Source organism: Stenotrophomonas maltophilia (assembly GCF_001274595.1).
Classification (GTDB): Bacteria; Pseudomonadota; Gammaproteobacteria; order Xanthomonadales; family Xanthomonadaceae; genus Stenotrophomonas; species Stenotrophomonas forensis.
Genome location: NZ_CP011010.1, coordinates 3,115,717 through 3,127,465 on the forward strand (window position 1 = coordinate 3,115,717; position 11,749 = coordinate 3,127,465).

At 65.9% G+C, this 11,749-nt stretch carries 13 protein-coding genes; 7 read left to right on the forward strand and 6 right to left on the reverse strand.

Going from position 1 to position 11,749, the window contains the following annotated elements; genetic code table 11:
- The first annotated feature begins 58 nt into the window (after positions 1-58).
- A complete protein-coding gene (locus VN11_RS14300) occupies positions 59-1,246 on the forward strand; it encodes an MFS transporter (protein WP_053450238.1) in 1,188 nt (395 codons plus the stop codon).
- Between the two features lie 48 nt (positions 1,247-1,294).
- Here VN11_RS14300 and VN11_RS14305 read toward each other — a convergent pair whose 3' ends face one another.
- From VN11_RS14305 to VN11_RS14325, 5 genes are all read right to left on the reverse strand, one after another.
- Positions 1,295-1,975, reverse strand: coding sequence for a DUF2058 domain-containing protein (locus tag VN11_RS14305; protein ID WP_053450239.1), 681 nt, complete (start codon positions 1,973-1,975; stop codon positions 1,295-1,297).
- Between the two features lie 10 nt (positions 1,976-1,985).
- Positions 1,986-2,228, reverse strand: a complete 243-nt coding sequence (locus tag VN11_RS14310) for a SlyX family protein (protein WP_005410256.1) — start codon at positions 2,226-2,228, stop codon at positions 1,986-1,988.
- Positions 2,221-3,570, reverse strand: coding sequence for a UDP-glucose dehydrogenase family protein (locus VN11_RS14315; protein ID WP_053450240.1), 1,350 nt, complete (start codon positions 3,568-3,570; stop codon positions 2,221-2,223). The genes VN11_RS14310 and VN11_RS14315 overlap by 8 nt, the downstream gene beginning before the upstream one ends.
- A 23-nt stretch (positions 3,571-3,593) precedes the next feature.
- Positions 3,594-4,571 carry an FKBP-type peptidyl-prolyl cis-trans isomerase N-terminal domain-containing protein gene (locus tag VN11_RS14320; RefSeq protein WP_053450241.1) on the reverse strand — a complete coding sequence of 326 codons (978 nt, stop codon included), beginning with the start codon at positions 4,569-4,571 and terminating at the stop codon, positions 3,594-3,596.
- Positions 4,572-4,667: 96 nt separating this feature from the next.
- On the reverse strand, positions 4,668-5,255 hold the full coding sequence (locus tag VN11_RS14325) for a glutathione peroxidase (protein WP_053451348.1): 588 nt from the start codon (positions 5,253-5,255) through the stop codon (positions 4,668-4,670).
- 615 nt (positions 5,256-5,870) lie between these two features.
- Here VN11_RS14325 and VN11_RS14335 point away from each other — a divergent pair.
- The 6 genes from VN11_RS14335 (at position 5,871) to VN11_RS14360 (ending at position 10,207) form a co-directional block, all read left to right on the forward strand.
- A complete protein-coding gene (locus VN11_RS14335; protein ID WP_006453095.1) occupies positions 5,871-6,230 on the forward strand; it encodes a GntR family transcriptional regulator in 360 nt (119 codons plus the stop codon).
- A complete protein-coding gene (locus tag VN11_RS14340; protein ID WP_006453096.1) occupies positions 6,230-7,105 on the forward strand; it encodes an ABC transporter ATP-binding protein in 876 nt (291 codons plus the stop codon). The genes VN11_RS14335 and VN11_RS14340 overlap by 1 nt, the downstream gene beginning before the upstream one ends.
- On the forward strand, positions 7,102-8,127 hold the full coding sequence (locus VN11_RS14345; RefSeq protein WP_053450243.1) for an ABC-2 transporter permease: 1,026 nt from the start codon (positions 7,102-7,104) through the stop codon (positions 8,125-8,127). Before VN11_RS14340 ends, VN11_RS14345 begins: the two co-directional genes overlap by 4 nt.
- A 25-nt stretch (positions 8,128-8,152) precedes the next feature.
- A complete protein-coding gene (locus VN11_RS14350) occupies positions 8,153-9,040 on the forward strand; it encodes a DUF4097 family beta strand repeat-containing protein (RefSeq protein WP_049458772.1) in 888 nt (295 codons plus the stop codon).
- A 29-nt stretch (positions 9,041-9,069) separates the two neighbouring features.
- Complete coding sequence (locus VN11_RS14355) at positions 9,070-9,681, forward strand: DUF2884 family protein (RefSeq protein WP_053450244.1); 612 nt, start codon at positions 9,070-9,072, stop codon at positions 9,679-9,681.
- A 100-nt stretch (positions 9,682-9,781) separates the two neighbouring features.
- Positions 9,782-10,207: a hypothetical protein gene (locus VN11_RS14360; protein ID WP_053451349.1), complete on the forward strand. Its 426-nt coding sequence runs from the start codon at positions 9,782-9,784 to the stop codon at positions 10,205-10,207.
- Between the two features lie 70 nt (positions 10,208-10,277).
- Here the strand turns inward: VN11_RS14360 and VN11_RS14365 are convergent, their stop codons facing one another.
- A complete protein-coding gene (locus VN11_RS14365) occupies positions 10,278-11,717 on the reverse strand; it encodes a class II fumarate hydratase (protein WP_006453168.1) in 1,440 nt (479 codons plus the stop codon).
- Between the last annotated feature and the right edge of the window lie 32 nt (positions 11,718-11,749).

The following is an 11,749-nucleotide window of genomic DNA, read 5'->3' on the forward strand; positions in this document are numbered from 1 at the left end:
CGTTTGTGGCACAAGCGACTTAATCCCCTCCGTCCCCTTTTTGCTTCATCATTCCGCGATGACCGTTCCCGTTGCCCGCCTCTCCAGCTTCTACCTGTTCTACTACGCGGCGCTCGGCGCGTTCACTCCGTACTGGAGCCTGTTCCTGACCGCGCGCGGCATGAGCGTGACCGCGATCAGCGTGATGATGGGGCTGTGGTACGCCACCCGCGTGGTCGCGCCCAGCACCTGGACCTCGCTGGCAGCGGCCTCGCCACGACCGATCCGCCTGCTGCGCATCGGCTGCGTACTGACCCTGCTCAGCTTTGCCGCCTTCCTGCTGCCCTTGCCGCAGCCATGGATGTACCCGGCGATGGTGGTGTTCTGCTTCTTCTACAACGCGGTGATGCCGCAGTTCGAATCGATCACCCTCACCCACCTCGGCAGCGACAGCCATCGCTACGGGCTGATCCGGGTCTGGGGATCGCTCGGTTTCATCGCCATCGTCACCCTGTTCGGCTGGCTGATCGAAGGTGACGGCTCGGCCAGCCGTGCCGGGCTGCTGCCCTGGATGATGCTGCCGCTGTTCGTCCTGCTGGTGGCGTCGGCCTTCAGCAACCAGTATGCGCGCGGCATCGGCAAGGCCGCGGGCGACGCCAGCGGCTTCTGGCAGATCGTACGGCGCCCGCCGGTGCTGGCGTTCTTCCTGGCCGCGTTCATGGAGCAGCTGTCGTTCGGGCCGTACTACACGTTCTTCTCGGTCTACATGGACCATCATGGCTATCGCACCTCCACGCTCGGCCTGCTGTGGACCGTCGGCGTGGTGTTCGAAGTCGGCGTGTTCTTCACCATCGGCCGCTTCTTCCGCCGCTATGACGCCAGCTGGATGCTGCTGATCGCCCTGGTCAGTTCCTGCCTGCGCTGGGCCGTCACCGCGCTGTTCCCGGAAAACCTGCCGGTGATGCTGGTCGCCCAGAGCGCACACGCGCTGGGCTTTGCTGCCTTCTTCGCGGCCGCGATGCAGATGCTGGCAACCTACTTCCCCGGCCGCCTCAATGGCCATGGCCAGGGCCTGCTGTACGGCTTCTCGTCCGGTGTCGGCGGCGTGCTGGGCGCACTCATCGCCGGCCAGCTGTGGAAAATCGATGATGGCCGCACCGCATTCCTGGCCGGCAGTGGCTTCGCTCTGGTCGGTGCGCTGCTGTGCTTCTTCGCGCTGAGCCTGCCGCTGATCCGCGCGCGCCGCAGCGCCGTGCACGCCCCGTAACGAAAACGCCGGGCAATGCCCGGCGTTTTCCTCATCCTGCAGTTCCGCTTACCAGACCAGGTCGTCCGGCACCTGGTATTGCGGATCCGCGTACGGATCTTCCTCGGCGGGCGCATTCGGGTCGACCTTCAGCGCGACCGACGCGGCGAACACCGCTTCGGACTGTGCCAGCACCTCGGCGGTCACCAGCAGGTAACGGCCATTGAGCTGCACCACGCCCAGCTCACCGGCATTGAGTGCGGTCAGCTGTTCGGCGGTGACGTAGATGCGCTTGATCTTGCCGCCATACGGGAAGTGGCGGGCAATGTCCGCCGCTTCGGCATTGAGGCTCTTGTCCTTCAGCAGTTCTTCCAGCTTTGCCTTCGCCTCGCGGCGGACGCGTGCTTCTTCCTGCTTCAGGCGCTCGGTCTCGATGCGCTCTTCCTTTTCCTTCTGCGCACGGATGGCGTAGGCCTTGGCCAGGTCCATCTCTTCGGCGCTGCGCGGCTTGCGCGGGCCTTGCTGGCCGGGGCCACGCGACGGGCCGGGCTTGCCGGCGCCGCCATGACCATGGCCACGACGCTCGCCGGGCTTGTGTTCGCCCTTGCCAGCGCCCTGCGGCTTTCCATTGCCATTGCCACCCTTGCCCTGCGGGCGGCCATCGCGGCGGGGGCCATCATTCTTGCGCTCGGGCTTGGGGGCGGGCTTGAAGCCCAGGCCCATCAGCTGGTCGCGGAGGGTATCGCTCATAGGGTTCGGATCAGTAGTGCGGCGGCGGCGGTTCGCTCGCCGGATCGGAAGAGTTCAGTGCGTTGCGGACCTTGCCCAGGTCTTCCAGCAGCACGCGCAACACATCGGCGTTGCGCATGCCCTGCATGCGGGCATCGGCCAGCGCATCGCTCAGTTCGGCCAGCGCCTGTTCCTGGAAGGACACGCGCATTTCCAGCTCGACCAGGCGCGCTTCCAGCGCCTGCTCACGTTCGGTCGGCAGCAGATCAGACATGCAGCGAGCGCCCCCGGCCGATGCCGTAGTAGGCCAGGCCTGCCGCTTCCACTTCAGCCGGGTCATACAGGTTGCGCCCGTCGAACACCGCCGCGTCCTTCAGCTGCTCGCGCAGCTTCTGGAAATCGGGGCTGCGGAACTGCTTCCACTCGGTCACCACCACCAGCGCGTCGGCCCCCTGCAGCGCGTCATCGGCACTGTTGCAGAACACCAGGTCGTCGCGCTCGCCGAAGATCCGCTGCGATTCATGCATGGCTTCGGGGTCGTAGGCACGCACGGTGGCGCCCCCTTCCCAGAGCTGTGCCAGCAGGCGGCGACTGGACGCCTCGCGCATGTCGTCGGTATTCGGCTTGAAGGCCAGGCCCCACACGGCAAAGGTCTTGCCGCGCACGCCTTCATCCTCGCCCCTGTCGTAGTGACGCTGGATGAGGGCGAACAGATGCCCCTTCTGCGATTCGTTGACCGCCTCCACCGCGTTCAGCAGCTTCGGCTCCAGGCCATGCTGCTGGGCGGTGCGGGCCAGTGCCTGCACGTCCTTCGGGAAGCACGAGCCGCCGTAGCCGGCACCCGGGTAGATGAAGTGCCAGCCGATGCGCGGGTCCGAGCCAATGCCCTGGCGGACCTGCTCGACGTCGGCACCGACGCGTTCGGCGATGTTGGCGATTTCGTTCATGAACGAAATCTTGGTCGCCAGCATCGCGTTGGCCGCGTACTTGGTCAGCTCGGCCGAACGCACGTCCATTTCCACAACGCGGTCGTGGTTGCGGTTGAACGGCGCATACAGGCGGCGCATCACCGCCACCGACTCTTCGCTGGTCGCACCGATGATGATGCGATCCGGGCGCATGCAGTCGGCGACCGCGTCGCCTTCCTTCAGGAATTCCGGATTGGACACCACGTCGAAGGCGATGTCCGCGCCACGTGCGGCCAGTTCCTCGGCGATGGCCGCACGCACCTTGTCGGCCGTGCCGACCGGCACCGTCGACTTGTTGACCACCACGGTCGGCACACTCATGTGCCGGCCGATGGTACGGGCCACGGCCAGCACGTACTGCAGGTCCGCGCTGCCATCCTCGTCCGGCGGCGTGCCCACCGCGATGAACACCACCTGGCCATGCTCGATGGCGGCCGCGGCATCGGTGGTGAACGCCAGCCGCGACGCGGCATGGTTGGCCTTCACCATCGGCTCCAGGCCCGGCTCATAGATCGGGATGATGCCCCGGTTGAGGCCATCGACCTTGGCCTGGTCGATGTCGACGCAGACCACCTGATGACCAACGTCGGCCAGGCAGGTGCCGGTCACCAGCCCTACATAACCGGTACCGAAAATCGCAACGCGCATGTCCGTGCAGGCTCCGTGGTCGCTTACGGCAGGACGCCCAGCAGCTCGACGTCGAACGTCAGAGTTGCGTTCGGGCCGATCGGGCCACCCGGGGTGCCGTTTTCGCCGTAGGCCAGGTTGCCCGGAATCCAGAAGCGGTACTTCGAGCCCACCGGCATCAGCGCGACGCCTTCGGTCCAGCCCTTGATCACCTGGTCCAGGCCGAACTCGGCCGGCTGGCGGCCGTAGGAGCTGTCGAACACGGTGCCGTTGAGCAGCTTGCCTTCGTAGTTCACGCGCACCTTGCTGCTCGGCAGCGGACGCTCGCCGCTACCCGGGCGGATGACCTGGTACTGCAGGCCCGACGCGGTGGTCACCACGCCCGGCTGGGTCTTGTTCTTGGCCAGGAAGGCATTGCCTTCTTCGCGGTTGGTCTGGGCGGCGGCGGCGGCCTTGGCCTGCATTTCAGCCTGCTTGCTGCCCATGAAGGCCTGGATGGTGGCGGTCGCGTCAGCTTCCGTCATCTTGGGCTGGCCCTTGTTCAGACCGGTGCTGATCGCGTCAAACAGCGAGGCGACGTCGATGTCGTCCTTCAGCTGCGCCAGCGACGGGCCGACCGAGTACGAACCGATCATCTGCGACACCTTGACGCGATCGACCTTCGGCGGCTGCGAACCCGGCGCAACGCCCGGTACCTGCTGGCCACTGCGGGCCATCACGACCTGGCGCAGGGCGGCATCGGTGGCCTTGGCCTGTTCCTGGGTGATCTGCGGCTGCAGGCCTTCGAACGAACGCTCCACCGCGGTACGCAGGGCGGCAACGTCGATCTCATCGGCAATCGGGGTGAACGACTTGGCCACGTCCAGGCCGATGGCATAGCCGAGCTTCTGCTTGGGGGAATTCAAGGTTGCGGTCTCCTTGGCGGCTGCGGGGGCAGCCGGTTGTTGCGACAGAGCGACACCCGAAGTGCCCATCGCCAGAATCAGAACCGACGCCGCGGCGCCGCGCATTCCCATCTTCATTCGCTGCATTCCTGGAAGTGTCTGGGCGCCGACGTCGGCGCGAAAAGAAACATTGTCGCACGCATGCCGGAGATGTCGAGGCATGCGTGGCGGATATCAATGCGTGGCCGCTGCGGCCAGGGCCTTGTCGATGGCCGCGGTCAGCTGCGGATCGTCCGGCGTGACCTTGCTGGCAAACTGGGCGATGACCTTGCCATCGCGGCCGACCAGATATTTGTGGAAGTTCCAGCCCGGCGCGACGCCGGTCGCAGCGGTCAGCCGATGGTACAGCGGCGTGGCCTCGGCCCCGACCACGTGCACCTTCTCGAACATCGGGAACTTGACGCCATAGGTCAGCGTGCAGAAATCCTGGATCTGCTTTTCGTCACCCGGCTCCTGGCCCTTGAAATCATTGGACGGGAACCCGAGCACGGCGAAGCCGCGGCCGGCATAGCGCTTCTGCAGCGCCTCCAGGCCTTCGTACTGGGGCGTGTAGCCACACTTGCTGGCGGTGTTGACCACCAGCAGCACCTGCCCGTGGTAGCGCTGCTGCAGGTTGACCTGCTGCTTGCTGGCCAGCGGCCGGTACTCGAGGTCGAGCAGATCGGCCGCCAGGGCACTGGCCGAACCAGCGACACCAGCCACGATCAGGACCAGCAGGGACAGGCCGCGCATGCGGCGCGGGGAAACGGTCGACAGAGGCATCAGGAACAGTCCGCGGTAGCCATTCACAGGGCCCGGCCGCTACCGGCCGGGAATCGGCCGAACTATAGCACCGGGCCCCTGCCGCCCTGATGGCACAGGCCCCGGATGGCTTTGCGCGGCATGGCGTTTGCCTGGCCCAGCCTGCCGGCGCACCGCAGTGATGACATGACATGGACATCACTGAATGGAAGCCCGATCGCCCCCTCGCCGCACGACAGATTTATTTCTCTTTAGAATCAACTGCTTGATGGGATATTTCGGCGATATGACCACCCCTGCCATCAGTTGGGGCCGGCAAGGACTTGCACGGCGGCGTGCCGGTGTTATAGTTGCATACAACACCAGTCACCTGAGACAGGGGGAAGCCATGAACACCCGGATGCGTCGCACGCTCACCGCGCCTGCGGTCACTGCAGTTTCCACCCTGCTCGTGCTCACCTGGCTGGCCGTGCCCGCCTCTCCCGCCACCGCACTGCCCTCCGGCAGTGCACAGGACACAACCGCTTCGCCGGCAGGGAACGCCGACTCCTCCCCCCCTCCCCCGCGTCGGCTGCACAGCTCCCTGTCCATGCCGTATTTCTCGTTCGCCCAGCCGCTGACCCCACGGAGCTGAATATGAGCGACATCCAGTGGAGCGACGGCGCTCCCATCTACCGTCAGTTGAAGGAGCGTGTGATCGCCATGATGCTCGACGGAATCCTCAAGCCGGGCGATGCCCTGCCTTCGGTGCGCCAGGTGGCCGCCGACTATCAACTCAACCCCATCACCGTTTCGCGCGCTTACCAGGAACTGGCCGATGAAGGCCTGGTCGAGAAGCGCCGCGGCCTGGGCATGTTCATGACCGAGCAGGCGGCCACGCAGCTGCGCAGCAGCGAGCGGGACCGCTTCCTCAACGAAGAATGGCCGGCGGTGCTGGAGCGCATCCAGCGCCTGGGCCTGAGCCTCGACGAATTGCTGCCCCAGGGGAAAGTCTGATGAATAGCACTGCAAGCGAATCGGTCATCACCGCCCGAGGCCTGCGCAAGGCCTACAAGACCACGGTCGCCCTCGACAATGCCAGCTTCAGCATTCCGAGCGGACGCATCGTCGGCCTGATCGGCCCCAACGGCGCGGGCAAGACCACTGCGTTGAAGGCCATCCTCGGCCTGACCTCGGTGGAAGGCGAACTCAATGTGCTCGGCCGCGACCCGCGGCTGCACCGCGACGAGCTGATGAACGACATCTGCTTCATCGCCGACGTTGCCGTGCTGCCGCGCTGGCTGAAGGTGCGCGAGGCGATCGATTTCGTGGCCGGCGTCCACCCGCGCTTCGACCGCGCCCGCTGCGAGCGCTTCCTGGCCAACACCAAGCTGCAGCCCAGGCAGCGCGTGCGCGAACTGTCCAAGGGCATGATCGTGCAGCTGCACCTGGCACTGGTGATGGCCATCGATGCCCGCATCCTGGTGCTGGACGAACCCACCCTGGGCCTGGACATCCTGTATCGCAAGGAGTTCTACCAGCGCCTGCTGGAAGACTACTTCGACGAGCAGAAGACCATCATCGTCACCACCCACCAGGTGGAAGAGATCGAGCACATCCTCAGCGACGTGATGTTCATCCGCGATGGCCGCATCGTGCTCGATGCGGAAATGGACGACGTCGGCCAGCGTTACACCGAGCTGCTGGTCAATGCCGACCAGCTGGAAACCGCCCGCGCGCTGAAGCCGATCGACGAGCGCAGCCTGGCGTTCGGCAAGACCGTGATGCTGTTCGATGGCGTACCACGCGACCAGCTTTCGACCCTTGGCGAGACCCGCATCCCGGGCCTGGCCGACCTGTTCGTCGCCATCATGAAGGGGACCTACGCATGAATGCCGTCAACCACCCCGTCAGTCCGCTGGGTACCCTGCGCTGGCTGCTCAAGCGCGAGTACTGGGAAAACCGCGGCGGCTTCCTCTACGCGCCGCTGATCGCCGGCCTCATCTCGCTGGTGATGAGCAGCATCGGCATCGCCTTCGGCCTGTTCGCGTTGAACCGCGCCGCACGCAGCGGCGGGCTGCATGTCGATGGCGAAAGCGTCAACGTCAATGGCCTGGACCTGGCACTGCTCACCCGCAACATCAATGGCAAGGACCTGGCCGACCTTGGCAACGGCCTCGACCTGACCCTGGTGCTCAGCTCGGCCTGGCCGTTCCTGGTGCTGGCCTTCGTGGTGTTCTTCTATTGCCTGGGCGCGCTCTACGACGACCGTCGCGACCGCAGCATCCTGTTCTGGAAGTCGCTGCCGCTGTCGGACACCCAGACCGTGCTGTCCAAGGTGATCAGTGCACTGATCATCGCACCGCTGATCGCGGTGATTGCCGGCATCATCACCATGTTCGGCTTCATGCTGGTGATCAGCATCGTTGCGCTGGCCCACGGCGGCAGCCCGATGACGCTGATCTGGGGGCCGGCCAGCCCGCTGACCCTGGTCGCCGGCCATCTGGCCTGGATCCCGGTCTACGCCCTGTGGGCGCTGCCCACCGCCGGCTGGCTGCTGTTGTGCTCGGCCTGGGCACGCACCAAGCCGTTCCTGTGGGCGGTGATGCTGCCACTGTTCGCCGGCGTCATCATCAGCACCACCAAGGTCATGCCGCTGATCGGCCTGACCACCGGCTGGTTCTGGCAGAACATCGTCGGCCGCCTGCTGCTGGGTGCCGTTCCGGGCATGGACCTGGTGTACCGCGTCGGCGTGAACAATTCGCACAGCGACCTGAAGTCCATCGCCTCACTGCTTGGCCCTGGAGCACAGCTGCAATCCCTGGCGATGCCGGAACTGTGGATCGGTGCCGCCGTCGGTGCAGTGTTCATCTTCCTCGCCATCCGCCTGCGCAAGCGCGCCGGCGAGATCTGATTCCATCCACCTGGAGGCACCACCCATGCGTTCCCTGCTCGCCTGTTCCGCGTTGTTGCTGTTGCCGCTGTCGGCACTCGCTGCCGATGCCCCGAACTGCAAGTTCACTGCTGCGCGCACGTTGAAGCTGGATGTGGCCGGTGCGCGGGCGGTGGTGTTCGAAGTCAACCAGCATGACCTGAAGATCGTCGCCAGCAAGGGCGGCGGCCAGCTTGACGGTCGTGCCTGTGCATCCAGCCAGGAGTGGCTTGATCAGCTGGTGCTGGACCAGCGCAAGGAGGGCGACAAGCTGGTGGTAAGCCTGCGCCGCGAGGGCCGCAACAGTGGCATCAGCCTCGGCAACAGCTACGCCTGGCTGGATATCCGCGGCAGCGTGCCGGACAACCTGCCGCTGCAGCTCAAGGTCGGCTCCGGCGACGCCAGCGTGGAGAACGCACAGTCGCTCAGCGTGGATGTCGGCTCTGGTGATGCGGTGGCCCGCGGCACCCGCGGCGACATCCATGCGGCAGTGGGTTCGGGCGACCTCAACATCGATGGCGGTGGTTCGCTGAACCTGCTGTCGCTGGGTTCCGGCGACGTCAACGTGCGCAACATCAGCGGTAACGCCAGCACCGGTACGGTCGGCTCCGGCGACCTGAAGATCAGCGATGTGCGCGGCAATGCCCGGCTGGATACCGTCGGTTCGGGCGATATCGAGTTCAAGCGCGTGCAGGGCAGCGTTGAAGTCGGCGTGGTCGGCTCCGGCGGCGTCGACCTGGCCGACATCGGCGGCGATGTGCATGTCCGCAGCCACGGTTCGGGCGACATCCAGGTCGACGGCGTTCGCGGCAGCCTGACCGTCGACCACAGCGGCAGCGGCGATGTCGAGCACCGCAACGTCAGTGGCAGGGTCACCCTGCCGCGCGGCAAGTAACCTCTTCCAGACACGTCCAGGGGACCACCATGAAGCTGTCGCGCCTGTTGCCCGCCACCCTGCTGTGCCTGCCGCTGATCGCCTGCGGTGGCACGTCCTCCCCATCCGACAAGACCGTCGGCAAGAGCGTCGCCGAAGCCACCAGCGGTGTCGGCGATACGGTCAAGCAAGCCATTGACGATGCCCATAAGGAGATCACCGAGGGCAACATCAAGATCTCCGCCGACCAGCAGCCACGCGCTGAAATCACCCCGGATGGCCGCCTGCTGATCGCGGGCAAGGAAATCACCGCCAATGACACCCAGCGCCGCCACCTGCAGGAATACCGTGGCCACGTTGTAGCCATCGCGATGGACGGCATGGATATCGGCCTGGCCGGCGCCAAGCTGGGAGCCAATGCGGCCGGTGAAGCACTGAAGGGCATCTTCAGCGGCGACAGCGAAGGCGTGGAGAAGCGCATCAACGCCGAAGCCGCAAAGATCGAGGCCCAGGCCAAGCGCATCTGCGAACGCCTCCCGGCGATGCTGGCCAGCCAACAGGCACTGGCGCGTGAACTGCCTGCGTTCAAGCCGTACGCAACCATGGACCAGAGTGACGTGGACGACTGCGGCAAGAACAACGGCGCCACGTTCTCCAGGTGAGTCAAATCAGCGCACCCGGCCGCCCCTGGCATTCCACGGTCGGCCGGGCTGCGCTGGCGGGCTTACAATGGCGGCCCCGGACGTCCCCGAACCGAATGCCATGAAGAAGTTGTTCCTGCTGCTGGCCGCCCTGCTCTGCCTGGGCCTGGTCGGCTGTGACAAGGATTACCGCAACCACCGCGCCGAGCGCGGCAAGCCGAAGATTTCCGTCAGCGAAGGCATGGTCACCGTGCGTCGCCCGCCGGCACCGAACATCATCATCCTCGGCGATGGCACGATGAAGGTGGACGAGATCCAGATTCCGCTGGACGACGCGCAGAAGCAGATGCTGCAGACCATGTTCGGCAAGCTGCAGGTGCTGCGCCAGAACACCCTGGTCGCCGCCCCGGCCGACCCGAACATGCAGCCGGTGAAGATCCAGCCGCCGGAGGGCATGGAGGTGATTCCGGCAGACCTGATCCAGCGCATCCCCGAATTCAAGGACTACACCGACACCTTCGGCAACATCGTCGCCGACCGCCGCTGAAGAAAAACGCCGCCCGAGGGCGGCGTTCCTGCGTGTGGTGGGTGTGAACCTTGGTCCGCACGCCGTTCGATCAACCGCCGGCGCCACCGCCCCCGGCCTGGATGCCGCCGGCAGTCAGCGCGGCCGGGTCCAGCAGGCGGCGCAGTTCGGCCTCGTCCAGGCCGCTGTCCTCCAGCGCCACGTCCAGCACCGGGCGCTGTTCCTTGTACGCCCGCTTGGCGATCGCCGCCGCCTTCTCGTAGCCGATGATCGGGTTCAATGCAGTGACCAGGATCGGGTTGCGCGCCAGCGCCTCGGCCACGCGGTCCTCGCGCACCTTCAGGCCGGCGATGGCGCTGTCAGCCAGCAGCGTGGACACATTGGCCAGCAGACCGATGCCATCGAGCAGGTTCACTGCGATCAATGGCAGGGTGACATTGAGCTGGAAGTTGCCGGTCTGCCCGGCCACGGTGATCGCGGTGTGGTGGCCGATCACCTGCGCGCAGGCCATCACCGTCGCTTCCGGAATCACAGGATTGACCTTGCCCGGCATGATCGAGCTGCCCGGCTGCAACGCCGGCAGTTCGATCTCGCCCAGCCCGGCCAGCGGACCGGCGTTCATCCAGCGCAGGTCATTGGCGATCTTGATCAGCGCCACCGCCAGCGCATTGAGCTGGCCGGACAGTTCAACCGCATCGTCCTGCGCGGCCAGGCCCTCGAACTTGTTCTCGGCGCTGTCGAACTTGAAGGACGTCTGCTGCTTCAGTGCCTTGGCCACCTGCGCGCCGAAGCGCGGGTCGGCATTGATGCCGGTGCCGATCGCGGTACCGCCCAGCGGCAGGCGACGCACGCGCTTGAGGCTGTCCTCGATGCGTTCCTGCGCCGAGGCGAGCTGCGCCGACCACGCGCCGAACTCCTGCTCGAAGGTCAGCGGCATCGCATCCATCAGGTGGGTGCGCCCGGTCTTGACCACCTTGCGCAGGCTGCGGCCCTTCTTGTCCAGGGTCTTGCGCAGGTGCACCAGCGCCGGCAGCAGCTGTTCATGCGCCGCCAGCACCGCCGACACGCGCAGCGCGGTCGGGATCACGTCGTTGGAGCTCTGCCCCTGGTTGACGTGGTCGTTGGGATGCACCGTGGTCTTGCCCGCCTTGCCGGCACGGTTGGCCAGGGTGGCGATGACCTCGTTGGCATTCATGTTCGAGGACGTGCCCGAACCGGTCTGGTAGACGTCTATCGGGAAATGCGCGTCCCAGTCACCGGCGGCCACTTCGGCGGCCGCGACCTGGATCGCCTTGGCCACGGTCTTGGGCAGGTGGCCCAGCTCGGCGTTGACGCCGGCGGCGGCGCCCTTGACCAGGCCCAGCGCGCGGATGAAACCACGTGGCATGCGCTGGCCCGAGACCGGGAAGTTCTGTACGGCGCGCTGGGTCTGCGCACCCCACAGGGCATCGGCAGGCACCTGCAGCTCGCCCATGCTGTCATGTTCGATCCGGAATCCCGGGGTGGCACCCTTGCTTGCAGCTTTGCTCATTGCATCAACTCCGCACTACTTCAGTTGGGGAA

Coding starts and splice junctions, on each gene's coding strand:
- VN11_RS14300 (WP_053450238.1), top strand. CDS start 59: ATGACCGTTCCCGTTGCCCGCCTCTCCAGCTTCTACCTGTTCTACTAC.
- VN11_RS14305 (WP_053450239.1), bottom strand. CDS start 1,975: ATGAGCGATACCCTCCGCGACCAGCTGATGGGCCTGGGCTTCAAGCCC.
- VN11_RS14310 (WP_005410256.1), bottom strand. CDS start 2,228: ATGTCTGATCTGCTGCCGACCGAACGTGAGCAGGCGCTGGAAGCGCGC.
- VN11_RS14315 (WP_053450240.1), bottom strand. CDS start 3,570: ATGCGCGTTGCGATTTTCGGTACCGGTTATGTAGGGCTGGTGACCGGC.
- VN11_RS14320 (WP_053450241.1), bottom strand. CDS start 4,571: ATGAAGATGGGAATGCGCGGCGCCGCGGCGTCGGTTCTGATTCTGGCG.
- VN11_RS14325 (WP_053451348.1), bottom strand. CDS start 5,255: ATGCCTCTGTCGACCGTTTCCCCGCGCCGCATGCGCGGCCTGTCCCTG.
- VN11_RS14335 (WP_006453095.1), top strand. CDS start 5,871: ATGAGCGACATCCAGTGGAGCGACGGCGCTCCCATCTACCGTCAGTTG.
- VN11_RS14340 (WP_006453096.1), top strand. CDS start 6,230: ATGAATAGCACTGCAAGCGAATCGGTCATCACCGCCCGAGGCCTGCGC.
- VN11_RS14345 (WP_053450243.1), top strand. CDS start 7,102: ATGAATGCCGTCAACCACCCCGTCAGTCCGCTGGGTACCCTGCGCTGG.
- VN11_RS14350 (WP_049458772.1), top strand. CDS start 8,153: ATGCGTTCCCTGCTCGCCTGTTCCGCGTTGTTGCTGTTGCCGCTGTCG.
- VN11_RS14355 (WP_053450244.1), top strand. CDS start 9,070: ATGAAGCTGTCGCGCCTGTTGCCCGCCACCCTGCTGTGCCTGCCGCTG.
- VN11_RS14360 (WP_053451349.1), top strand. CDS start 9,782: ATGAAGAAGTTGTTCCTGCTGCTGGCCGCCCTGCTCTGCCTGGGCCTG.
- VN11_RS14365 (WP_006453168.1), bottom strand. CDS start 11,717: ATGAGCAAAGCTGCAAGCAAGGGTGCCACCCCGGGATTCCGGATCGAA.